This is a genomic window from Bradyrhizobium sp. USDA 4504 (assembly GCF_054063995.1).
In genome coordinates, this window is the sequence record NZ_JBSSGV010000001.1 from 783004 (window position 1) to 805296 (window position 22293).

Genomic DNA, 22293 nt, shown 5'->3' on the forward strand with positions numbered 1-22293 from the left:
GCGTAACGCACGCGCGGCGCGCCGCGTAGTTTTGCCACGAACGCCGCGACAGCGGCCGATGGTGGCTCCGCAGCGAGGGAAGAAACAACCACATGAATCTGTCGTTCAACATCGCCGAACAGGGCGAGGGGTCTTATCGAGCGCTCGCGATCCTGCGCTGGGTCATGGTCGTGATCTTCGTGTCGTTCGGCATGCAGAAATTCACGCTGCAGTCGGCGCAAGGCATCGCGCAGTTCATCAGCAACAGCCCGTTCATCTCGTGGCTGTCGGTGTTCGGTCTCCGGGGCGAGGCCTATGTGCTCGGGGTGGCCGAGTTCGGCATTGCGGCGCTGCTCGTCGCCGGCGCGTTCAGCCCGCTTCTCTCGGCGATCGGCTCGTTGATGGGCGTCTTCACCTTCGCGGTGACGTGGTCGTTCTTCTTCACGACGCCGGGGGTGGTCAAATGGAGCCTGTCGACCGATCCGATGGCCTGGAACCTGGCCGGCGAGTTCCTGTTCAAGGACATCGTGCTTCTGTGCGTCTGCCTCGTGCTGCTGTTGGCGTCGTTGCCGCGGTCGATCGTCCGCTTGCGCGCCAAATAGGTGTCGCGCCGCGCATCGATGGTTAACCAATGGTTAAACAGTCATCGCGCGCATCCGGCATCTGGAACAGGACAAAACGTCGCGGACGACCGTGTCTTGAAAATCGAATCCGATCGGCTTATGCAACCTTCGATTGACGAATTGGTTGCTAGGAAGAAACGTCCCCGGTTGGGAGCGGAATGTGACGAAGTCAGAAATATCCTTGGCCCGATCGGCAAGCGCCGATCTTGCCGTTTCGTCGAAGCCCACTCCCGTCATTTCAAACGTCCCGCATTTTTTAGTTCGATTGCAGTTCCCGCACCGTGGCTGGAGTGGGAGGGCGGTCGCGATCGCGGCTTCCGGAAGTGACCACCGGAACAGCGATCGGGCCGCCCCGTCCCCAGCCGGGCGGGTAACGGCGCAAGACGCGCAATCGTGAATTCGGACGCTTGGGTTCCACCGCTAGGATCGTGATGTCGCCATCTATCGATGGTGAACAGATTGTCTGCAGGTCGCATCGCAACATCGTGCCGATTTCGTTCTTCATGAGACAATGGCTCACCGTCCGGATCGCGGCCGTCCTGTTCGTGGTCGCTGGTAGCGTGCTTGGGGTAGCGCGCGCGGATTCCGACATGGACGCGCAGATCAGGGACATCGTCACGACGGAACTCGCGCCGACCGCGACCGCGACCGACCCGGGCGGTCTCGCCGCGGCGGTCTATGCCGGGGGCCGGGTCGCGTTCTTCAACTACGGTTTCGCTGATGACTCAGCGAAGCGGCCGGTCACCCCGGACACGCTGTTCAACCTTGCCTCGTTGCGCAAGCTGTTCGAGGCGACGCTGGTCGCGCTCGGCACCGAGCGCGGCGAATTGCGGCTGGACGATCCGGTCGGCAAGTATCTGCCCGAGCTCAACGGCGACTACGTCAGCCGCGTCACCATCGGCGAACTCGTCAATCATACGTCGGGGCTGCTGCTGCCGACCGATCATCCGCCATGGCCGGTCGGGACCTTCAGCCGTGATCAGTTCATCGCGATGCTCAATGCATGGACGCCGCCGGCAGGAGAGCAGCCGGGCAAGCAGCGCATCTACAGCCATGCCGGCTATGTCCTGCTGCAGCTGGTGCTGGAGCGGCGCTATGAGATGCCGATCGCGACGTTGATCGGGAGCCGCATCCTCAATCCGCTCGGAATGACGTCGACCTTCGTTCCGGACCGCAGCGAGGACAACCGCGCGAGGATGGCGCCCGAGCTGATGCAGCGCGTGGTTCAGGGCTACTCCCACGACGGCACGGCGATCGGTCCGCCGGGCAATCAGCAGCGCTATTACGATTTTCCAGGCACCGGCCAGATGTTCTCATCGGCGCGCGATCTCGGCATATTGCTGGGCGCCTGCCTCGACGGCGCGGTGATCGATCCCGAATTGCGCGCAGCGTTGCAGATGACCGAGCGGGAGAGTTTTCGCGTCGACGAAAAGTTCGGCCAGGCGATGGCATGGGAGCATGTGCGGCTGGACGGCATCACCGTGATCGACAAGCCGGGCGGTCTCAATAACGCCTCAGCCTATGTCGGCCTGGTGCCGGCGCGCAGGCTCGGCATCGTGCTGCTCGCCAATCGCGGCGACTATCCGCACGAGATCGCGCGCTACAGGATCTTGCCGGCCCTCGCGCGACTTTAATCGCAGGACGTGCCAGTCCAATGACACGGCCTGCGCGGCAGGGCAGAGGATGCATGCAAAAATCGCGATGGCGCGGAACCGTGATGAGCTGTATAAGCCGGTAGCTTCTTCTCCATTTTGAAGAGGCTGATATGACCGATCTGTATCCTGATTTGCACAATTGGCTTTCGCAACAGCCCCATGGGTTGCGAACCTTCAGGACCTTCCAGCAAAAACTCGAGATTCTGAGCAAGGACGACCCGGAGCAACGCGGCGTTTGCCGGCTGCTGAGCGGACTCGTCGGCAACTACGTCGAAACCTTCGACGAGGAGCCGCTGCCCGTTGCGGTCGCCGACCGCGCCTATGGCCGGCTGCTCGATCTCGTCGCAAGTCTTGATCTCAAGGGAAATCCCGACCGGCGCCTCGCCGACATCAACCGCGTCGCGTCCTGCGATCTGCTGAACTGATCGCGGCGGCTTAGCGCCGCGTCGTCGCGAGCTCGCGATAGAGCGCGGCGTAGCGGCCGGCGCGATTGTGCCAGGAGACATCGGTGGCCATGCCGGCCTGCTGCAGCCGGCGCCATGTCACCTTGTCGTTGAACAGCAGGTTTGCCTTGCGCAAGCCGTGGGCGAGCGCATCCGAGGTGACGGGTGCGAACTTGACGCCGGTCGGCGCATCGCCGGTGATCGCGACTTCGTCGAAGTCGAGCACGGTGTCGGCAAGGCCGCCGACATTGGCGACAACAGGGACCGCGCCGTAGCGCAGCGCGCACAGCTGGGTGAGGCCGCACGGCTCGAAGCGCGACGGCACCGCGAGCGCGTCCGCGCCGGCCTGGATCAGATGCGCCAGCGCCTCGTCGTAGCCGATCACGACCGCGATCCGTCCGGGATTGTCGCGCGCCAGCGCGGCGTAGCGATCCTGCAGGTCGCGATCGCCGCTGCCGAGCAGCGCAAGCTGAATGCCTTCGCCGAGCAGCGTCGGAATGTTCTCGAGCAGCAGGTCGAGGCCCTTCTGCCATGACAGCCGGCTGATGACGCCGAGCAGCATCGCATCCGGCATTGGATCAAGCCCGAAGCGCCGCTGCAGCGCCGCCTTGTTCACCGCGCGATCCGCCGGCTGCTCGGAGCTGAAGCGCGCCGCGATGTCGGGATCGGTGGCCGGATTCCACACCGATATGTCGATGCCGTTGAGGATGCCGCTCAGCACGTCGGCGCGTTCGCGCAAGAGGCCGCCGAGCCCCATGCCGCCCTCGTCGCTTTGAATCTCCCGCGCATAGGTCGGCGACACCGTGGTGATGCGGTCGGCGAATTGCAGGCCGGCCTTCAACAGGCTGATGGTGCCGTAATATTCGACGCCGTGGAGCGCGTAGGATTCGCTCGGCAGGCCGAACGCGGCAAGCATGTCCGGCGAGAACTGGCCCTGATAGGCGAGGTTGTGCACGGTCATCACCGTGCCGGGCCGTGGTTGCCCGGCATAATGCAGGAGGGCGGGTGCGAGGCCCGCCTGCCAGTCATGCGCATGCACGATGTCGGGGACGAAGGAGGTGATCGCGCCCTGGCCGATCTCCGCCGCCATCCGCGACAGCGCGGCAAAGCGGATGCCGTTGTCCGGCCAGTCGCGTCCGTCCGGGCCGACATAGGGATCGCCGGGCCGCGCATAGAGATGCGGCGCGTCGAGCGCGAACAGATCGAGGCCATCATGCGTGCCGCCCAGCACGCGGATCGGCCCGCCGTAGAATTCCGGCCAGTGCAGCAGCGTCTCCGCCGAAGCCAGCGCCTTGAGCACGTCGGGATAGCCGGGCACCAGCGTCCGCGTCGTGACGCCGTGCTGCTTCAGCGCCGCCGGCAGTGCGCCGACCACGTCGGCAAGGCCGCCGGTCTTGACGATCGGGTAGACTTCAGAGGCGACTGCGAGGACGCGGATGGGCGTCATGTCCCCAGCCTGTCGATCATCGACTGCGTGATCAGCGTGATGCCGCTCTCGGTGGTGCGGAAGCGCTTGCCGTCGAATTCGGGATCCTCGCCGACCACGAGCCCTTCCGGAATCCTCACCCCGCGATCGATCACGACGTTTCGGAGCCGTGCTCCGCGGCCGACATTGACATAGGGCATGATCACCGCATTCTCGATATTGGCGTAGGAATTGACGTGCACGCCGGTGAACAGCAAGGAGCGGCGCAGCGACGCGCCCGAGATGATGCAGGCACCCGAGACCAGTGAGGTCACCGCCTGGCCGCGTCGTCCGTCCTCGTCATGCACGAACTTGGCGGGCGGGGTGATCTCGGCATAGGTCCAGATCGGCCATGATCGATCGTAGAGGTCGAGCTCGGGCACCACGTCGGTGAGATCGATATTGGCGCCCCAGTAGGCATCGACGGTGCCGGCATCGCGCCAGTAGGAGCGGGGATCGTCGCCGGAGCGGACGCAGGAATCGTTGAACTGATGCGCGATCGCCCGGCCGTGCTTCACGATATAGGGGATGATGTCCTTGCCGAAATCGTGGGCCGAGTTCGGGTCAACGGCATCGCGGCGCAACTCGTCGAACAGGAATTCCGAATTGAAGACATAGATGCCCATGCTGGCCAGCGACTTGTCGGGCTTGCCGGGCATCGGTGGCGGATCGGCGGGTTTCTCGAGGAAGGACTGGATCAGGCCGGTCTCGTCGATATGCATGATGCCGAAGGCGCTGGATTCAGCCCGCGGCATTTCAAGGCAGCCGACCGTGACATCGGCGCCGCTTTCGACATGCTGCTTCAGCATGATCTCATAATCCATCTTGTAGACGTGGTCGCCGGCGAGCACCAGGATGTACTTGGTGCCGTGCGCTTCGAGGATGTCGATGTTCTGGTAGACCGCGTCGGCCGTGCCGACATACCACATCGTTTCGGAGACGCGCTGGCTTGCGGGCAGGATGTCGAAACTCTCGTTTCGCTCCGGCCGGAAGAAGTTCCAACCGCCTTGCAGATGCCGGATCAGGCTGTGCGCCTTGTACTGGGTCGCCACCGCGATGCGGCGGATGCCTGAATTCACCGCATTGGATAGCGCGAAATCGATGATGCGTGACTTGCCGCCGAAATAGACCGCGGGCTTGGCGCGTTTGTCGGTGAGCTCCTGAAGTCTGCTGCCGCGTCCGCCGGCCAGCACGAAGGCGAGGGCGTGACGCGACAAGGGTTCATTTCCGACGGATCTCATGGTCATCCTCCCAGAACTTCAGGCTGGCCCCGCTACCTTCTCTTGTCCGGAAGGCCTGATCGGGCGCCAACGGGGCCGATTGGGAACGTAGCAAGTGCATCCCGGTTGAGCAAAGCGGGATGGCGGGCTTTCGTTCCCCGGACCCCCGCTCGTGAAGATCGGGGTTGCGGGCCGGTTAAAGCTATTGACGAGACGTGATTTCGGCCTAGAGCAAGCCTGCCGTTTTCTTCTGTCAGGCCAGCATTCCATGACACTTGCTTCCGTCACGCCCCAGGACATCCGCGCAACGCTGCTGCTGCGCCGGGAGATCGCGTTGCTCGACGTCAGGCATGAGGCGGAATTCGCCACCGGCCATCCGCTGTTTGCCGCCAACATGGCGGCCGGCCGGATCGCGCTCGAAGCCGAGCTGCGATTGCCGCGCAAGGACGTGCCGATCGTTCTTTATGACAATGGCGAGGGGCTGGTCGCTGCCGCCGCGGAGCAGTTGATGGCGCTGGGCTACGGCAATGTCGCCGCGCTCGCCGGCGGCTTAGGAGGCTGGAAGGCGGCCGGTTACGAGGTGTTTGAGGATGTCAATTCCTACGCCAAGGCGTTCGGCGAGTTGGTCGAGTCGCGCAGGCACACGCCGTCGCTGAGTGCCGACGAGGTCGCCGCGTTGATTTCGGACAAGGCCAACATCGCGATCCTCGATGTCCGTCGCTTCGACGAATATGCCACCATGAACATCCCGGGCTCGGTCAGCGTGCCCGGCGCCGAGCTGGTGCTGCGCGCCGGCGGCGCGGCGCCGGATCCCGACACCACCATCATCGTCAACTGCGCCGGCCGCACCCGCTCGATCATCGGCACGCAGTCGCTGATCAATGCCGGACTGCCCAACAAGGTGCGGGCGCTGCGCAACGGCACGATCGGCTGGACGCTGGCGAAGCACGATCTCGAGCACGGCGCCAGCAAGCGCGGCGGCATCGGTCCGTTCGAGGGCGCAGGCGACAATGCGCGCGACGTCGCCTATCGCGCCGGCGTCCGTCACATCGGGATCGATGAACTCGCTGCGCTGGACGAGGACGCACACCGTACGCTGTATCGCTTCGATGTGCGCGATGCCGAGGAATACACGACCGGTCACCTTGCCGGCTTCCGCCACTATGCCGGCGGCCAGCTGGTGCAGGAAATCGACATGGCCGCGCCCGTGCGCGGCGCGAGCATCGTGCTGAGCGACGACAAAAACATCCGCGCCGACATGACGGCGTCCTGGCTCGCGCAGATGGGCTGGGAGGTCTATGTGCTCGACGGCGGCTATGACGGCCGGCTCGAAGTCGGCCCGCCGCGCATCGTGCCGCGGCCCGATCCCGCGCACTGCTACCGGCGACCCTATGAGGGCACCGGCGTCGCGGAGCAGGCGATGCAGGCCTATCTCGATTGGGAGTACGGCCTCGTCGAGCAGCTGCGCCGCGACGGCACGCACGGGTTCTATGTGATCTAGCGGATGACGTGGTGACGGCGGGGCGACCGCATCGGTGCCGAGACGCAGGGGCGCACTGCCAAAATATCGAAAACAACCCCATGCAAAGGAGCCGGTGGCTGCCGGCGGACACGGCACCGGCGGACACGGCAACTTGACTCGTCGGGCAAATCAGTGGTAATTTTCCATTATTCAGAAATCGTGCCGGCATGGTCGTCCCTGCGAAAGCAAAGACCCATAATCACAATTGCTGGGCGATGCTGGAACGACGAATTCCTTCAACAAGGTCCGCCGCGGAGTATGGGTCCCTGCTCCCGTGCGCAAATGCGCAGTAGGCAGGGACGACGTGTTGGAGGGGCCGCGGGCTCTCATCTCTCCGGTGCCATACCCCGCACAGGCATCCAGTACGGCGCGGCCTTTAAGCACGAACGCCGTGAGGAGTCGGATCGCATCTATCGATGCGACCCGACCTAACAGGAGCTTCGCTCGTCTCGACCCCGCAAGCCGGGGAGATACACCGAGTTTGCTGCGAAGCATAACCCAGCCCGCCGCTACTTCGGCAACGCCACCGGCGTCAGCTTGAACGGGCCGGGGTCCTTGCCCTTGTTGTCGCCGATCACGTAGGACAGCTTGCCCTCGGCGACCCAGCCGACATCGCCGACCTGCGTCACCGAGACCGGCTCGGCGAGGCCATCCTTGATGGTGTCGATGGTAGCCTCGGTGCCCTTCACCGTGACCTTGTCGAGCTTGCCGTTGCCCTCGATCAGCAGGAAGCTGCCGCCATGGGCACGCAACGCGTCGGCGTGGTCGAGCCGCCGCGACGGCTTCAACTCGGTCACCGCGCCCGCCTTGCCGTCCATCATCTCGATCTTGAACAGTTTTGCCGGAATGAAGGTCGTGACATAAAGATTGCCGTCGGCGCCGATCGCGATGCCGTCGAGCCCGACGCCGTCCTTGGCGGGCGCGAGCTGCGGATCGGTCGCGAACGTCGCCAGCGCCGTGCTGCCGGGTTTCAGGCTATAAACGAACGGCGCAAAGGAATCGCTCACATAGGCGGTGCCGTCGGCCCCGACCACGATGTCGTTGCAGAACGATTTCGGATCGCTCAGGGCAAAGCTGCCCTTCGGCGCGCCGCTCTTGAGATCGAAGGTCTTCAGCCAGGCGCCCTTGGTGTCGCTCGGCCCCGCCACGCCCATCGCGCTGATGTCGTTGGAGCAGACATAGAGCGTGCCGCTCTTCTCGTCGGCGAGCACGCCCAGCGTCGAGCGGCTGTCGGCGGCGCCCGGCTTGACCAGCTGCTCGGCCTTGCCGCCCGAGATCTTCGTCACGCCGCCATGGTTGAAGCTGCCGACGTAGAGCGTCCCGTCGGAAGTCGAGGTCACGCTCTCCGGAAAACTCTTGTCGGGAACGCCGACCGCAGCTGTTTCGGCGCGCACTGCGCCGGCCGCACCGAGCGCAAGGATGATGGCCGCTAGCGATGCGCGGCGGATCTTGAGCAGTTCTCCCGTTGCGCGCGGACGTCCCGCGGCGCCATTGTTTTTTATCATGATCGCGTTTCCTCGATGAACCTGGCTGGACCAGGCAGGATTTTCTTGGCGATCGTCTCCGGTCGATGGTTGTTGTCTGCAGGGTTCCCGACCGGATTGTTCACCCGCCTGCCTTGTCGTCGCGATATATACGATAGTATATAGCGTGAGGGAAGCCGCGTCCGCTGGAGAGCGCGTCATGGAACGGGAATTGGCGTCGCACCACCAATGCGTGTGTTGCGGTGGCATCATCGATGGGATCGTCGACGACGATGCGATCGGCCTCGATGCACGGGTCGGCCTGTTTACGGACGGGTGTGCGTTCGTCTGCGACGAATGCACCGCGAGCCTGATCGCGGCCGCAGCACGGCGCAGGCAGGAACCGGTTCGGCGCAAGTCGTAAGGCGGGAAGGTTTCCGCGTCATTGCGAGGAGCGCAAGCGACGAAGCAATCCATCTATCCCCATGCGGAGACATGGATTGCTTCGCTGCGCTCGCAATGACGGTGGGGACTCAATCCGGGCTGAACGCGTCGTAGACCAGCTTGCGGAACGCGGGCGTAATGCGCTGGCGCTCGTTCTGGGTCTGCTCGAGCATGATGTAGATCATGTCGAGCTTCGGATCGACGCCGAAATAGGTGCCGCTGCCGCTGTCCCATTTCAACTCGCCGATCGAGCCGGGCGGCGGTGGCTTGGCAATGCCGGGATCGGTGCGCACGGCGATGCCGTAGCCATAGCCGAAGCCGTCGCCGGGAAAGTACCAATAGTCGCGGCCGACACCGGAGCCCGGCCCGATATGGTCCGTCGTCATGGTCTTGAAGGCTGCGGGGCTGAGATAGCGCTTGCCGTCCAGCTCGCCGCCGTTGAGCAGCATCTGCGCGAAGCGCGCATAATCGAGGATGGTCGATACCAGGCCGCCGCCGCCGGATTCCCATTCCGGATGCGCGCGCCGGTCGTTCTCGCCCTCGATCAGGATGGTGTCCGAGGGCAGCGGCTCCGCGAGCCTTGTCCGTTCGGTCTCTGCATCGAGCACGTATCTGGTGTCGTTCATCTTCAGGGGATCGAACAGGCGCTCTTTCTCGAACTGATAGAGCGTCTTGCCCGAGACGATCTCGATCACCCGGCCGAGCACGTCGGTGGAATGGCCGTAGCGCCACAGCGTGCCCGGCTGCCGCGACAGCGGCAGCTTGGCCAGCCGCGCCACGAATTCCTCGTTGTCGAACTTGCCGTCGAACAGATGTCCTGCGCGGTAGATCTTCTGGATCCAGTCGGCACCGATATATTCGTAGGTGATGCCCGAAGTGTGCCGCATGATATCTTCAATGGTCACCGGCCGGATCGGCGGCACCAGCTCAACCTTGGCCGGATCGTTTCCACCGTCCGGTTCAATGGCGACCTTCACGTCGGCGAAAGCCGGAATGTATTTCGACAGCGGGTCCTGCGGCGACAGCTTGCCCTCGTCGACCAGCATCATCGCGGCGGAGTTGGTGATCGGCTTGGTCATCGAATGCAGCGCGAACATCGTGTCGGGCCGCATCGGCGATTTGGTCGTGACGTCGCGATAGCCGAAGGTCTTCAGGTAGACCGGCTTGCCGTGCTGCTGGATCAGGATGACCGCGCCCGGAATCTTTCCTGTCGCAACCTCGTTATCAAAGAATGCGGTGATGCGTTCGAGTTTTTCCGGCACCGGGGCAGGGGCATCGGAGGCGCGCGCCGCGCCTGATATGACAATTGCAAGACAACCGATCGCGGTCACTGCTCCGCGAAGCGACAGCACAGCACGGTGGACTGCCCGATCATACCAGCACGACATTGAAAAGCCTGCCCCTGCCTGATGCCCTGAGCGCAGAGTTTTAGCGGCGCGCGCTCCCGCGCACCATAATCATTTTGGGGCGAGTTTATTCCCGGCGATCGCCGGAATTATACGATTTGGGTAGCGCCGACGGGCGTGCGCACCGCATTCGACAGCACCTGCAGCGCCTGGCTCAGTTCGGCGCGGTTGCGTGCCGCACCCAGCGACACGCGCAGGCCGCGCGGCGCGGCATCGCCTGCCGCAAAGGCGTCTTCGCCGACCACGGCGAGACCGTTGCGCATCAGATGCGACAGCAGGTCGGTGCCGTCGAAATGTTTCGGCAGCGGCATCCAGAGATGGTGGCTCGCCGGCCGCGCCGCATAGCTGACGCCTTTGAGGAAGCGGGCCGCGAGCTGTTGGCGCGCCGCGGCCTCGTTGCGGATGGCGCGGATGATGTCGGCGGCGACGCCGGAGCGCAGCCATTGCGTGACCAGCGCGACCATCAGCGACGGCGGCATCTGCATGGTGGCCTGCATGCCGGCGCGCATGCGCTGCTCGGCGGCGGCATCGGGCGCCAGGAGATAGGCGACGCGCAAGGCGGGCGCGATGCATTTTGCGATGCTCGCGGCGTAGTAGGTGCGCTCCGGAATGAGCGTAGCGATCGGCGCCATTTGCGGTTCGAGCGGCCCGTAGACGTCGTCTTCGATCAGGACGCAGCCGCGCTTGCTGATGATATCGGCGATCGCCTTGCGTCTGATCGCGCTCATCGTCGCCGTGGTCGGGTTTTGCTGCGTCGGCACCAGATAGACCGCCTTCGGCTTGTGCTTGCGGCAGGCCTCGTCGAGCGCCTCGGGCCGCGCGCCCTCGGCGTCCATCGCAACCCCGACCAGGCGGACGTCGAGCCGCGCCGCCGCGGCCTTGATGCCGGGAAAGGTCAACGCCTCCGTCACCACGACATCGCCCGGCGATGTCAGCGCCAACAGCGTGTTGAAGATGATCGCCTGCGAACCCGGATAGATCACGATGCGGTCGGCCGAGGCCTGCGGCACGCGCGGCGCGAGCCATGCGGCGCCGGCCTCGCGCTCCGCAGTGGTGCCGCCCGGACGCGTGTAGCCGAGATAGGCGGAGAACCCGGCTTCGGAGCGGATGGTCGCAAGTCCCTGCGCGATGCGCAGGTCGAGATTGGCCTCGACCGGCTGCGGCGGCAGGTTCATCGACAGGTCGATGTTGACGGGCGCGGGCAGGTCGGACGCGGCGCGCGCGGTGGTCTCCGAGACGAACGTACCCTGGCCGACACGGGCGTCGAGCAGTCCGCGCCGCCGCGCCTCGCCATAGGCGCGAGTCACCGTGGTCAGATCGATATCGAGCGCTGACGCCAGCGCGCGATGGGTCGGCAGCCGCTGGCCGCGCACCAGCCGGCCGCTCGCGATGTCGGCGGCCAGCGCATCGACGATGCGCAGAAACATCGGGCCGTGCCATTCCGAAACTGTAGGGATCCAATCCATGCAATTCGACGCTTTGTCTTTGATTGTAGGTGCTCGAATGCATATTGTATGGATCATCCAGATCAGGTCAAGGACGACGGCGAAAGGAAAACGACGATGACCGAGACGGTTTCCCTGCCAAAGGCGATGTGGCGCGGCTTCACCATGAAGTGCCCGAACTGCGGGCGTGGCCATCTGTTCGGCCGTTTCCTCAAGGTCGCCGATCACTGTGAAGTCTGCAGCGAGGACTTCACCCCGCAGCGCGCGGACGATTTCCCGGCCTATCTCGTGATCGTCGTGGTCGGCCACGTCGTGGTGCCGGCGCTGCTGTGGCTCGAGATGAACTACGCGCCGCCGGCCTGGCTGCAACTGGCGATCTGGCTGCCCTTCACGCTGTTCAGCGCGCTCGCGCTGCTGCAGCCGACCAAGGGCGCGATCGTGGGCCTGCAGTGGCAGCTGGGGATGGAGGGATTCGCGGCGACGCGGCGTGCGGTGGCGCCCGCCCGGGCGCAAAGCAGCGTCGGACGGACTCGCGAAGCCTGACGCGATCTCAGAATCGTAGCCCGGATGAGCGAAGCGACATCCGGGAACAGTAGCCCCACATATCGCTCCGCTCATGCGGGCTACAGTGATGATGTAACCAATCAGAATTGTAGCCCGGATGAGCGAAGCGACATCCGGGAACAGCAGCCCCGCATATCGCTGTGCTCATGCGGGCTACAGTGATGTAACCAGTCAGAATTGTACCCCGGATGGCGCCAACGGGTCGCGCGAACGCGCGCCCGATGACAGGGTCAGCGTAATCCGGGGTTCGTGCCGCAGGTAAAAGCGTCCCGGATTTCGCTGCGCTTCATCCGGGCTACGAAGATCAAATCGGATGATGATGCGGCCGGAACATCCGGCCCTTCTCCGTCACCAAGACGACGGCGAGCGCGGCCAGCGTGCAGAGGAAGAAGCCGGTCGCGAACGGCGCCAGCGTGCCGTCGTAATCCTGGCCGATCGTGGTGCCGACGCCGATCCCGAGGAGCGTCGTGATCGTGCCGTACAGCGAGGAGGCGGTGCCGGCGATCTTGCCCTGCGGCTCCATCGCGAGCGCGGTGAAATTCGCCATCATCAGCCCGAACGCGAACATCATCAGGCCCGACAGCACCATGAACAGCGGCAGCGACAGCGTGTCGGTCTTCACCGCCAGCAGCAGGGCGCCTGCGACGACGGCAAAGCCGGTCAGCGCGGCGTGCGAGATCACGCGCATTCCGATGCGGCCGACGATACGCGAATTGAGGAAGCCGGCGATCGCGACGCCGACCGCGCAGGCCGCAAAGGCGACCGGGAAGTAATGCCCGAGCTTGAAGATCTCGGTGAAGATCTGCTGCGAGGAGAACACGAAGGCAAACAGCGAGCCCTGCACGCCGCCGGCGGCGAGCGCGTAGCCGAGCGTCTGGCGATTGGTGACGGTCTGGCGAAACGCGGATAGCACTTCCGGGATCGCCAGCGACTTGCGCAATTCCAGCGGCAGCGTCTCCGGCATCCGCATCGCGCTCCAGGCCAGCGCGATCACGCCGTAGATCATCAGCAGCACGAAGATGCCGCGCCAGTGCGTCAGCAGCATCACCGCCTGGCCGAATGACGGCGCGATCACGGGGACTGCGATGAACACCATCATCGCCAGCGACATCACGCTCGCCATCCGGCGTCCAGCGTAGCAGTCGCGCACGATCGAGGTCGCGATCACGCGGGTCGCCGCGGTGCCGAGCCCTTGCATCGCGCGCGCCAGCAGCAGCGTCTCAAACGAGGGCGCCATGATCGCGAGCAGGCCGGCGATGGTGTAGACGGTCATGCCGCCGAGCAGCACCGGGCGGCGGCCGAAGCGGTCCGATAGCGGGCCCATCACGAACTGGCCGGCGCCGAAGCCGACCAGGAAGATCGACAGCACCATCTGCGGACGGTTGGCATCGGCGATCTGGAACGCGGAGCGGATGTTCGGCAGCGCCGGCAGCATCATGTCCATCGCCAGCGGGTTCAGCGCCATGATCGAGGCGATAACGACGACGAATTCCGGAAAGCCCATCGGGCGGTGGCCTGAGGAAACCCAGGCATCGGCATTGATGTCAGACACTTAGCAACCTCTTGGGAATCCTCGCATCGTAGCGATCTTGCTGCGATGCACAATCGGCGTTTCGGGATAGCTGCCCGCCGATCGCGGTCGAGGTAGCGGGGTCGGGAACCGGGGCCAAAAGCACAATTCGCCGAATATCGTTGCGGCTGCAACTATTTTGCTCGTGTGGTGCGGAAACCTCTGCTAATCCCGGGCCCAGCATCCGTGCGGGGCAGGCGCATCGCCGCCGACCACACCCGCGCGGCCAAGAACAGGTTCAAGAACGGGTTTTGGGGAGGCGACATGTCCATCGAACTGTCCGCGCGCTCGCGCGGCGCTGAACTGTCGGATGAGGAGCGCAAGGTCCTCACTGCAACGCTCGTCGGCACCACCATCGAGTGGTACGACTTCTTCGTCTACGCCCAGGCGGCGGGCCTGGTGTTCGGCGCGCTGTTCTTCGCGCCGATGAACGCGAACAATCCGCTGCTGGCGCAGATCGTCTCGTTCGCGACGCTCGGCCTCTCATTCCTGTTCCGCCCGTTAGGCGCCATCGTCTGCGGCCATCTCGGCGACCGCTTCGGGCGCAAGAACATGCTGGTCGTCACGCTGCTGTTGATGGGGGCGGCGACCGCGCTGGTCGGCCTGCTGCCGACCTACGCGCAGATCGGTGCCTGGGCGCCGGCACTCCTTATTCTCCTGCGCATCCTGCAAGGCTTCTCGGCCGGCGGCGAGTGGGGCGGCGCGGCGCTGATGGCGGTGGAATCGGCACCCGTCGACAAGCGCAGCTTCTTCGGCTCGTTCCCGCAGATCGGCACGCCGCTCGGCATGATCCTGGCGACAGGCGTGCTGTGGGTGCTCACCGCGACGCTTGGCAAGCAGGCGATGATCGAATGGGGTTGGCGGATTCCGTTCCTGCTGTCGATCGTGCTGATCGTCGTCGGCATCGTGATCCGCCGCACGGTCGAAGAGTCTCCGGTGTTCCAGGCGATGCAGCGGCGGCACAAGGAATCCTCTGCACCGCTGCGCGACCTGATGCGCAATCACAGCAAGGAGATTCTGCGCACCGCGTTGATCTTCATGGCCAACAATGCAGCCGGCTACATCCTGATCGCGTTCATCATCAGCTACGGCGCCAATACGCTGAAGATGCCGTCGGAGCAGCTGCTGCTGATCGGCACGCTCGCGGCGGTGAGCTGGTTCATCTTCACGCTGCTCGGCGGTATCCTCGGCGACAAAATGGGCCGCGTGCGCTGCTTCCAGATCGGCTACACCCTGATGGTGCTGTGGGCGGTGCCGATGTGGTTCCTGATCGACAGCAAGAACCTCTTGCTGTTCTTCGTCAGCGCGGTCGGGCTCACCATCGCGCTCGGCCTGTCCTATGGCCCGCAGGCGGCGCTCTATGCCGAGCTGTTTCCGGCCAAGGTGCGCTATTCCGGCGTCTCGATCGGCTATGCGCTCGGCGCCATCTTCGGCGGCGCCTTCGCGCCGATGATCGCGCAATGGATCATCGGCACCTACGGCCAGTCCTGGCGCGTCGGCGTCTACATCGCGGTGCTGTCGCTGATCTCGCTCATCACGGTGTCGACGATTAGGGATCCGCAAGGCGTCGATCTGAACGTGCACGACGCGGGGGCGTGAGCCGCGACCTTGTGTCATTGCGAGGAGCTCGCGACAAAACTGCGAAGCAATTTTGCGCTGAAGCGACGAAGCAATCCATCGATCCGCGTATGCGGTGAAATGGATTGCTTCGCGGAGCCTGTCATCCGGCGGCGCTTCGCGCCGACCGGGTGGCTCGCAATGACGGAGATCAAACCCCCAGCATCGCCTTTAGCTTCAGCACCGCGCTATCAGGTGTCGTCAGCACCTCGCGGCCGGTGACTTCGGCGACGCGCTCGGCCGCCGGCGCCATGCTGTACTGCGCGAGCGCGATCAGGTCGCAGTTGCGCAGCTCCTTGGACGCCTCGACGACGATGCGGTCATGCTCGGCGCGGTCGCCGCGGTCGAGCGCCGCCAGCGCGCCATCGGCAAGTTTCGGCACCAGCGTGACCTGTGGCGGAAATTCCGGCGGCATCGACACCAGCGTCGGCGGGAAGGTCGAGAGCAGGCCGATCCGCTTGCCCTTCGCCACCGCCTGCTCGATCATCGCCTCGTTCGGCTTCAGCACCGGCATCGGCGCGTGCGCGCGCGCCACCGCCTCGATGCACGGCCCGAACGCCGAGCAGGTGAACAGGATGCCATTGGCGCCGGTGCTTGCCGCATAGCGGCCCATGGTCAGAAATCGCTCGGTCATGCGCTCGTCAAGCTTGCCGTCGCGCGCGAGGTCCGCCGACAGGCTATCGTCGAGCAGGTTCATCAGCCGCGCCTCCGGCCAATGCCGTGCGAACGATGCTTCGATCGGCACGATCGAGTGTTTCAGGGCGTGAATGAGCGTGATGCGCATCGATGTTTCTTGCTCTCCCTCTCCCCGCTGTTTCGCGGGGAGAGGGTTGGGGTGAGGGGCTCTATCGTCGTAACAGGTGAGAGGAGGGTATGCGGAGGCGCCCCCTCACCCGGATTGCTTCGCAATCCGACCTCTCCCCGCAGGCGGGGCGAGGTAACTTCGGTCACTTGAACGGAATTGCGTACATCAACCCGCCCTTGCTCCAGGTGGCGTTGAGGCCGCGCTCGAGCTTCAAGGGGCTGGCCTTGCCGACATTGCGCTCGAAGATTTCGCCGTAATTGCCGCCGGCCTTGATCGCGGCGAGCAGCCATTTGTTGTCGAGGCCGAGGCGCGAGCCGAGATCGCCAGACGCGCCGAGCAGGCGCTGGATCGCCGGGACCTGCGACTTCGCCATCTCGTCGGCATTGGCCTGGGTGACGCCGAGCTCTTCGGCCTCGATCAGGCCGTAATGCAGCCAGGTGATGATGTCGCTCCAGACCTCATCGCCGTTGCGGGTGAACGGGCCGAGCGGCTCCTTGCTGATGGTCTGCGGCAGCACGACGTAGTCATCGGCCTTCGGGGCTGCGGTCGCGACCGCGCCGGCGAGCGCGGAAGCATCCTGGGTCATGGCATCGCAGCGGCCGCCGAAGAAGGTCTGGTACATGGTGTCGACGCGGTCGAACACCAGCGGCTTCCAGTCGATGCCGTTGGCGCGGCCATAGTCGCCGAGCGTCACTTCATGCGTGGTGCCCTGGGCGACGCACACGGTGGCGCCCTTGAGGTCCTTCAGCTCCTTCACGCCGAGGTCCTTCTTCACGACAAAGCCCTGGCCGTCGTAGAAATTGACCGGTCCCTGCCGCAGCCCAAGCGTGGTGCCGCGCAGAAAGGTCTGCGTCGAGTTGCGGTAGAGCACGTCGATCTCGCCTGACTGCAGCGCGGTGAAGCGGTTCTGCGCGGTCAGCGCGACGTAGCGCACCTTGGCGGGATCGCCGAGCACGCCGGCGGCAAGCGCACGGCAATAGTCGACGTCGAGCCCCTTGAAGTTGCCTTGCGAATCCGGCGCCGAGAATCCGGCAAAGCCGGTCGAGACGCCGCACACCAACGTGCCGCGCTGCTTGACGGTGTCGAGCGTCGCGGCGCTTGCGCCCGCGATGCCCGCGGCGAGAACGATTAGAGTGATGATACCCCTCAGCATGCTTTCCTCCTCCTCCTAACGTTTGAGCATGATCCCTGCGCGAACGCTTCGCGTTTGTCGCGGGAAAACCGGTGCCCGTTTTTCCGGATCATGCTCCGTGACCGATATCCTTCAGCGCGCTGTCCACCGCGGTGCCTAGTCGTTCGACGATCATGTCGATGTCGCCGGACGTTGCGATATAGGGCGGGGCGAGCAGCACGTGATCGCCGCGCTGGCCGTCGGCGGTGCCGCCCGACGGATAGCAGCCGAGCCCGCCGGCGAAGGCCGCGGACTTGATCCGCTGATGCAGTTTCAGCTTGGGATCGAACGGCTGCCGCGTGGCACGGTCGGCGACCAGCTCGAGCCCCCAGAACAGGCCGCGGCCCCTGATGTCGCCGACATGGCGATGATTGCCGAACCGTTCGGTGAGCCGCTGCTCGAGCTGGCGGCCGCGCTCCTTGACCTGGTCGAGCAGCTTCTCCTCAGCGATCACCTTCTGCACCTCGAGCGCGGCGGCGCAGGCGAGCGGATGCGCCAGATAGGTGTGGCCGTGCTGGAACGCGCCGGAGCCGTTGCGCACGGTGTCGACGATGGTGCCGCTGGCAAGCATCGCGCCGATCGGCTGATAGCCGCCGCCGAGGCCCTTGGCGATCGCCTGGATGTCGGGCGAGATGCCTTCCTGCTCCCAGGCATGCAGCGTGCCGGTGCGGCCCATGCCGCACATCACCTCATCGAGGATCAACAGGGCGCCGTGGCGGTTGCAGATCTCGCGCACCGCCTTGAAGTAACCCTCCGGCGCAGGCACGCAGCCGGCGGTGGCGCCGACCACGGGCTCGGCGATGAACGCCGCGACCGTATCGGGGCCGAGCCGCTGGAATTCGGCTTCGAGCTCGGCGGCAAGGCGCGCCACGAACGCCGCCTCCGATTCGTCGTCGCGCTTCTCGTGATAGGCGAAGGCCGGCGTGACATGGCTGAACGAGGGCGACAGCAGCGGCGCGTAGGGCTCGCGGCGCCAGGCATTGCCGCCGGCCGACAGCGCGCCGAGCGTATTGCCGTGATAGCTCTGGCGGCGCGCGATGAAGCGCGCACGCTTCCGCTCGCCGCGCTCGATGAAATATTGCCGCGCCAGCTTGATCGAGGCCTCGATCGCCTCCGACCCGCCGCTGACGAAATAGACATAGCCGAGGCCGCCGGGCTCGTGGCCGACCAGCCGCTCGGCGAGCTCTTCCGCGGGCTCGGAGGAGAAGAAGCCGGTATGGGCATAGGCGATCTTCGAAGCCTGCTTGGCGATCGCGGCCAGGATGCGCGGATGCTGATGGCCGAGGCAGGACACCGCGGCGCCGCCGGAGGAATCCAGAATCCGGTGGCCATCCTCCGCGATCAGCCAGACGCCGTCGCCGCCGACCGCTTTCGGCGGGGTCTCGCGCAGGCTGCGATGCATCACGCGGCTCTTGTTGGCTGCCATGACAGTCATCCTTTCTCGACGAAATATTGCGACATCTCGGCAAGCCGGCCCTCGGTCTCCTCCAGCTTGCGTTTTGCGCTCGCGCCGCCCAGCGTGAAAGCGACGGCCGCCAGCGACTGGGCGACTGCGATCGCGCCGGTCAGGCTCGGGAAGAAGCCGGGGGAGGAGGCGGCCTCGAACAGCAGCAGATGATCGGCGCCTTCGGCCATCGGAGCTGTGATGGTGTCGGCGATCGCGATCAGCGCAGCATGCGCCTGATGCGCCGCGCGCGCCGTCTCGACGCTGACCAGGGTGTAGGGCGCAAAGCCGATCACGACCACGGCGTCGCCTGAGCGGAAGGCGCCGTGGTCGAGATCGAACGGGCCGGAGCCGCCGACCAATTGCACGGCATCGGGGCGGAACAGGCGAAGCTGATAGGTCAGCAGTTCCGCGACGCTGCGGCAGCTGCGAAACCCCGATATCCAGATCCTGTCAGCGGAGTGCAGCGCACGCGCGGCTTCCGCGATCGCGCTCGCTGAAATCCGCGCAAGGCCCGCGGCCTCGGCCTCCAATTTGTCGTGCACCAGTTTGACATCGGCATTCGGCCCGGCGCGGCGGCTCCTGGCGCGGCCGGAGAACGGCGAGCCCTGCGCCGGCCGGCGCGCCTCGGTGAGTGCGGCGCGCAATTCGTCCCAGCCAGAATAGCCGAGCGCCTTGGCAAGACGGGTGAATGAGGCAGGATCGGCGCCGGCGACGGAGGCGAGCTCGCGCATCGAGCGGGTGGTGGCGTCGTAATCATTGGCGGCGACGAACCGGCCGACCTCCTGCAAGCGCATCGGCAGCGACGGCAGTGCGCTGCACAATTCGTTCAGGGGCGATGGTTTCGGCTGGGCCTGGGCCATGAAACATATGTTGCACAAATATTAAATTGGTGCAACATATGACGCGCGCAGGATTTGAGGTTGACGCGTCTTCTTCACGCGAACCGGGTATCCACTTCGCTCGAAAACGCTCTTGCGCATGGCAGAAGATCGCTTCTCACTGGGGTCCTTGTGCTGTGACGACATCGACGCCGAAACGCCCTCCCGCCCGGCCCTGGCGGCTTTCGCTCAGCGATCCCCGCGTCGCAGGCCTGTTCTGGCAGGTCCTAGTGGTCGCCATCGCGGTCGCCGTCGTCGCCTGGCTGTGGTCCAACGCGGTCCATAACCTCTCGGTGCGGCGCATCTCGACCGGCTTTGCCTTCCTCGGCCGTGAAGCCGGCATGCCGATCGCCGACAGCTGGATCGACTACACGCCAAAGAACACTTACCTGCGCGCCTTCATCGTCGGCGTCGTCAACACGCTGCGCGTCGCGGTCATCGGCATCGTGCTGGCGACCGTGATCGGCACGCTGGTCGGTATCGCGCGGCTGTCGTCGAACTGGCTGCTGGCGCGGCTCGCCGCCGTCTATGTCGAGGTGCTGCGCGACCTGCCGCTGCTGTTGCAACTCCTGTTCTGGTACGTGCTGATGCAGGGCCTGCCGGCGGCGCGCCAGGCGTGGAAGCCGGTCGACGGGGTCTATCTGTCCAACCGCGGCCTGGTGCTGCCGTCGGTGCCGCTGCATGAGGCCAATGGCTGGACGCTCGTTGCGCTGGTCGCCGGCGTGATCGTCTTCCTCATCGTCAGGCGCCGCCTGATCGCGCAGCAGATGCTCGATGGCAAGGCGCGGCCGGTCTGGCCCTACGCGCTCGGCCTCATCATCGCGCTGCCGGCGCTGGTGTCGTGGCTTCTGGGCGCAAGCTGGAGCGTCATGCTGCCCGAGCTGCGCGGCTTCAACTTCGTCGGCGGGCTGACCCTGGCGCCGGAATATTTCGCGCTGCTGATCGCGCTCGTCACGTATACTTCGGCGTTCATCGCCGAGATCGTGCGCAGCGGCATCCAGGCGGTGCCGCGCGGCCAGTCGGACGCCGCCAAGGCGCTCGGGCTGAAGCGCAGCTTCGTGCTGCAGCACATCGTGCTGCCGCAGGCGCTGCGCGTCATCATCCCGCCGATGACCAGCCAGTATCTGAACCTGACCAAGAATTCGTCGCTCGCGGTCGCGGTCGGCTACCAGGACATCGTCTCGATCGCCAACACCACGCTGAACCAGACCGGGCAGGCGATCGAGTCGATCGCGCTGATCATGATGGTGTTCCTCACCATCAGCCTCGGCATCAGCCTGTTCATGAACTGGTACAACGCGCGGATCGCGCTGGTGGAGCGCTGACATGAGCTCGGTCGCACATCTCCCGCAGGATCCGCTGCCGATCGGCCGGCGCCGCGCGCAGCGCACGCTCGGCGGCCAGATCGTGGCCTGGCTGCGCGCCAACCTGTTCGCGTCCGTAACGTCGAGCATCATGACGCTGCTGCTGCTGTTCGTGCTCGGCAAGGCGTGCATCGGCCTCTGGCAATGGGGCATCGCCAACGCGGTCTGGATCGTCTCCGGCAACGACACCAGCGCCTGCCGCGCGCTGCGCGGCGTCGGCGCCTGCTGGGCGGTGATCCCCGAGAAGTACCGCTTCATCCTGTTCGGCACCTATCCGTTCAGCGAGCAGTGGCGGCCAGCGCTCGCGGTCGTGATCTTCATTGCGCTGTTCGTGGTCTCGAGCCGCCGCAGCTTCTGGCGCAAGGAGCTGTTCCTGCTGTGGGCTGCGGCCTTGATCGCGATCGGGTGCCTGATGTGGGGCGGCTTTCTCGGCATGTCCTTTGTCACGCAGGACCGCTGGGGCGGGCTGCCGGTGACGCTGATCCTGGCGACTTTCGGATTGGCGTTCGGTTTCCCGCTCGGAATCCTGGTCGCGCTCGGCCGCCGCTCCAAGCTACCGGCGATCCGCTCGCTCTGCGTGCTCTATGTCGAGCTGATCCGCGGCGTGCCGCTGATCAGCCTGTTGTTCATGGCGAGCGTCATGTTTCCGCTGTTCATGCCCGACGGCGTCAACATCGACAAATTGCTGCGCGCCCAGATCGCCTTCATCCTCTATGCCGGCGCCTACCTTGCGGAAGTGGTGCGCGGCGGTCTGCAGGCGGTGCCTCGCGGACAATATGAGGCCGCCGACGCGCTCGGGCTGTCCTACTGGGAGAAGAACGCGCTGATCGTGCTGCCGCAGGCGATCCGCCACGTCATCCCGCCGCTGGTCAACACCTTCATCGCCTTCTTCAAGGACACCAGCCTGGTCCTGATCATCGGCATCTTCGATCTCTTGACCACCGCCAAGACCGCGATCGTCGATCCGGCCTGGCAGGCCTTCAGCGTCGAGGTCTATGTGTTCGTCGGCGTGATCTACTTCGTGTTCTGCTTTGCGATGTCGCGCTACAGCCGCGGCCTCGAGGCGCAGCGCGCGCACGGCTGAGCGGTCCGGATTCTCCGTCGCTTGCCTCCCTTACATGCTGCATCCTTCGGTGCCGGCCTGTTCGCATCCGCAGCCGTGTGCTTTGATTTCTGGAGCGGCCTGTTCTGGCTTTAACGATGCGGCAACCA

At 65.2% G+C, this 22293-nt stretch carries 19 protein-coding genes; 9 read left to right on the forward strand and 10 right to left on the reverse strand.

The features are described from left to right. The first annotated feature begins 92 nt into the window (after positions 1–92). The 3 genes from ACVMB1_RS03310 (at position 93) to ACVMB1_RS03320 (ending at position 2682) form a co-directional block, all read left to right on the forward strand. Positions 93–581, forward strand: coding sequence for a DUF417 family protein (locus tag ACVMB1_RS03310; protein WP_076829046.1), 489 nt, complete (start codon positions 93–95; stop codon positions 579–581). A gap of 524 nt (positions 582–1105) precedes the next feature. Then, positions 1106–2236: a serine hydrolase gene (locus ACVMB1_RS03315; RefSeq protein WP_082653927.1), complete on the forward strand. Its 1131-nt coding sequence runs from the start codon at positions 1106–1108 to the stop codon at positions 2234–2236. 131 nt (positions 2237–2367) lie between these two features. Then, on the forward strand, positions 2368–2682 hold the full coding sequence (locus ACVMB1_RS03320; RefSeq protein ID WP_050387887.1) for a hypothetical protein: 315 nt from the start codon (positions 2368–2370) through the stop codon (positions 2680–2682). 10 nt (positions 2683–2692) lie between these two features. Here the strand turns inward: ACVMB1_RS03320 and glgA are convergent, their stop codons facing one another. Together glgA and glgC are read right to left on the reverse strand one after the other, a co-directional pair. After that, positions 2693–4147 carry a glycogen synthase GlgA gene (glgA, locus tag ACVMB1_RS03325; protein ID WP_141342430.1) on the reverse strand — a complete coding sequence of 485 codons (1455 nt, stop codon included), beginning with the start codon at positions 4145–4147 and terminating at the stop codon, positions 2693–2695. Then, positions 4144–5406, reverse strand: a complete 1263-nt coding sequence (gene glgC, locus ACVMB1_RS03330; RefSeq protein ID WP_057018901.1) for a glucose-1-phosphate adenylyltransferase — start codon at positions 5404–5406, stop codon at positions 4144–4146. The genes glgA and glgC overlap by 4 nt, the downstream gene beginning before the upstream one ends. 247 nt (positions 5407–5653) lie before the next feature. Between glgC and ACVMB1_RS03335 the strand changes: the two genes are divergently transcribed. Next, positions 5654–6886 carry a rhodanese-like domain-containing protein gene (locus ACVMB1_RS03335; RefSeq protein ID WP_141342431.1) on the forward strand — a complete coding sequence of 411 codons (1233 nt, stop codon included), beginning with the start codon at positions 5654–5656 and terminating at the stop codon, positions 6884–6886. 530 nt (positions 6887–7416) lie between these two features. Here ACVMB1_RS03335 and ACVMB1_RS03340 read toward each other — a convergent pair. Then, positions 7417–8412: a hypothetical protein gene (locus ACVMB1_RS03340; protein WP_456848291.1), complete on the reverse strand. Its 996-nt coding sequence runs from the start codon at positions 8410–8412 to the stop codon at positions 7417–7419. A 178-nt stretch (positions 8413–8590) separates the two neighbouring features. Between ACVMB1_RS03340 and ACVMB1_RS03345 the strand changes: the two genes are divergently transcribed. Beyond that, on the forward strand, positions 8591–8794 hold the full coding sequence (locus ACVMB1_RS03345; protein ID WP_141342433.1) for a hypothetical protein: 204 nt from the start codon (positions 8591–8593) through the stop codon (positions 8792–8794). Between the two features lie 109 nt (positions 8795–8903). Here the strand turns inward: ACVMB1_RS03345 and ACVMB1_RS03350 are convergent, their stop codons facing one another. Both ACVMB1_RS03350 and ACVMB1_RS03355 read right to left on the reverse strand, forming a co-directional pair. Then, entirely contained in the window at positions 8904–10202 is a 1299-nt protein-coding gene (locus ACVMB1_RS03350) for a serine hydrolase domain-containing protein (RefSeq protein ID WP_253640469.1), read from the reverse strand. Positions 10203–10309: 107 nt separating this feature from the next. Next, positions 10310–11647 carry an aminotransferase-like domain-containing protein gene (locus ACVMB1_RS03355; protein WP_246786812.1) on the reverse strand — a complete coding sequence of 446 codons (1338 nt, stop codon included), beginning with the start codon at positions 11645–11647 and terminating at the stop codon, positions 10310–10312. A 135-nt stretch (positions 11648–11782) separates the two neighbouring features. On the opposite strand from ACVMB1_RS03355, the gene ACVMB1_RS03360 reads away from it, so the two are divergent. Next, positions 11783–12208 carry a DUF983 domain-containing protein gene (locus ACVMB1_RS03360; protein ID WP_057018899.1) on the forward strand — a complete coding sequence of 142 codons (426 nt, stop codon included), beginning with the start codon at positions 11783–11785 and terminating at the stop codon, positions 12206–12208. Between the two features lie 325 nt (positions 12209–12533). Here ACVMB1_RS03360 and ACVMB1_RS03365 read toward each other — a convergent pair whose 3' ends face one another. Continuing rightward, on the reverse strand, positions 12534–13733 hold the full coding sequence (locus ACVMB1_RS03365) for a multidrug effflux MFS transporter (protein ID WP_256528113.1): 1200 nt from the start codon (positions 13731–13733) through the stop codon (positions 12534–12536). Positions 13734–14063: 330 nt separating this feature from the next. On the opposite strand from ACVMB1_RS03365, the gene ACVMB1_RS03370 reads away from it, so the two are divergent. Then, positions 14064–15398 (forward strand): MFS transporter, encoded by a 1335-nt coding sequence (locus tag ACVMB1_RS03370; RefSeq protein WP_253624209.1) that lies wholly within the window; start codon positions 14064–14066, stop codon positions 15396–15398. Positions 15399–15567: 169 nt separating this feature from the next. Here ACVMB1_RS03370 and ACVMB1_RS03375 read toward each other — a convergent pair whose 3' ends face one another. From ACVMB1_RS03375 to ACVMB1_RS03390, 4 genes are all read right to left on the reverse strand, one after another. Then, positions 15568–16200, reverse strand: a complete 633-nt coding sequence (locus ACVMB1_RS03375) for an aspartate/glutamate racemase family protein (RefSeq protein ID WP_057018837.1) — start codon at positions 16198–16200, stop codon at positions 15568–15570. A 163-nt stretch (positions 16201–16363) separates the two neighbouring features. Then, a complete protein-coding gene (locus ACVMB1_RS03380) occupies positions 16364–17374 on the reverse strand; it encodes an amino acid ABC transporter substrate-binding protein (protein WP_141343095.1) in 1011 nt (336 codons plus the stop codon). An 88-nt stretch (positions 17375–17462) separates the two neighbouring features. Continuing rightward, on the reverse strand, positions 17463–18818 hold the full coding sequence (locus tag ACVMB1_RS03385; protein WP_141343096.1) for an aspartate aminotransferase family protein: 1356 nt from the start codon (positions 18816–18818) through the stop codon (positions 17463–17465). Positions 18819–18823: 5 nt separating this feature from the next. Next, a complete protein-coding gene (locus ACVMB1_RS03390; RefSeq protein ID WP_141343097.1) occupies positions 18824–19699 on the reverse strand; it encodes a MurR/RpiR family transcriptional regulator in 876 nt (291 codons plus the stop codon). A 155-nt stretch (positions 19700–19854) separates the two neighbouring features. Between ACVMB1_RS03390 and ACVMB1_RS03395 the strand changes: the two genes are divergently transcribed. Together ACVMB1_RS03395 and ACVMB1_RS03400 are read left to right on the forward strand one after the other, a co-directional pair. Further along, entirely contained in the window at positions 19855–21042 is a 1188-nt protein-coding gene (locus tag ACVMB1_RS03395; RefSeq protein ID WP_375162627.1) for an amino acid ABC transporter permease, read from the forward strand. A gap of 1 nt (position 21043) precedes the next feature. Beyond that, positions 21044–22165 carry an amino acid ABC transporter permease gene (locus ACVMB1_RS03400; protein ID WP_057018832.1) on the forward strand — a complete coding sequence of 374 codons (1122 nt, stop codon included), beginning with the start codon at positions 21044–21046 and terminating at the stop codon, positions 22163–22165. Positions 22166–22293 lie beyond the last annotated feature (128 nt).

Bases quoted from the DNA above. Each gene is read 5' to 3' on its own strand.
- ACVMB1_RS03390 (WP_141343097.1), bottom strand. From the start codon at position 19,699: ATGGCCCAGGCCCAGCCGAAACCATCGCCCCTGAACGAATTGTGCAGC.
- ACVMB1_RS03320 (WP_050387887.1), top strand. From the start codon at position 2,368: ATGACCGATCTGTATCCTGATTTGCACAATTGGCTTTCGCAACAGCCC.
- ACVMB1_RS03370 (WP_253624209.1), top strand. From the start codon at position 14,064: ATGTCCATCGAACTGTCCGCGCGCTCGCGCGGCGCTGAACTGTCGGAT.
- ACVMB1_RS03335 (WP_141342431.1), top strand. From the start codon at position 5,654: ATGACACTTGCTTCCGTCACGCCCCAGGACATCCGCGCAACGCTGCTG.
- ACVMB1_RS03310 (WP_076829046.1), top strand. From the start codon at position 93: ATGAATCTGTCGTTCAACATCGCCGAACAGGGCGAGGGGTCTTATCGA.
- ACVMB1_RS03360 (WP_057018899.1), top strand. From the start codon at position 11,783: ATGACCGAGACGGTTTCCCTGCCAAAGGCGATGTGGCGCGGCTTCACC.
- ACVMB1_RS03365 (WP_256528113.1), bottom strand. From the start codon at position 13,733: ATGGGCTTTCCGGAATTCGTCGTCGTTATCGCCTCGATCATGGCGCTG.
- ACVMB1_RS03340 (WP_456848291.1), bottom strand. From the start codon at position 8,412: ATGATAAAAAACAATGGCGCCGCGGGACGTCCGCGCGCAACGGGAGAA.
- ACVMB1_RS03400 (WP_057018832.1), top strand. From the start codon at position 21,044: ATGAGCTCGGTCGCACATCTCCCGCAGGATCCGCTGCCGATCGGCCGG.
- ACVMB1_RS03375 (WP_057018837.1), bottom strand. From the start codon at position 16,200: ATGCGCATCACGCTCATTCACGCCCTGAAACACTCGATCGTGCCGATC.
- ACVMB1_RS03355 (WP_246786812.1), bottom strand. From the start codon at position 11,647: ATGTTTCTGCGCATCGTCGATGCGCTGGCCGCCGACATCGCGAGCGGC.
- ACVMB1_RS03350 (WP_253640469.1), bottom strand. From the start codon at position 10,202: ATGTCGTGCTGGTATGATCGGGCAGTCCACCGTGCTGTGCTGTCGCTT.
- ACVMB1_RS03315 (WP_082653927.1), top strand. From the start codon at position 1,106: ATGAGACAATGGCTCACCGTCCGGATCGCGGCCGTCCTGTTCGTGGTC.
- glgA (WP_141342430.1), bottom strand. From the start codon at position 4,147: ATGACGCCCATCCGCGTCCTCGCAGTCGCCTCTGAAGTCTACCCGATC.
- ACVMB1_RS03345 (WP_141342433.1), top strand. From the start codon at position 8,591: ATGGAACGGGAATTGGCGTCGCACCACCAATGCGTGTGTTGCGGTGGC.
- glgC (WP_057018901.1), bottom strand. From the start codon at position 5,406: ATGAGATCCGTCGGAAATGAACCCTTGTCGCGTCACGCCCTCGCCTTC.
- ACVMB1_RS03385 (WP_141343096.1), bottom strand. From the start codon at position 18,818: ATGGCAGCCAACAAGAGCCGCGTGATGCATCGCAGCCTGCGCGAGACC.
- ACVMB1_RS03380 (WP_141343095.1), bottom strand. From the start codon at position 17,374: ATGCTGAGGGGTATCATCACTCTAATCGTTCTCGCCGCGGGCATCGCG.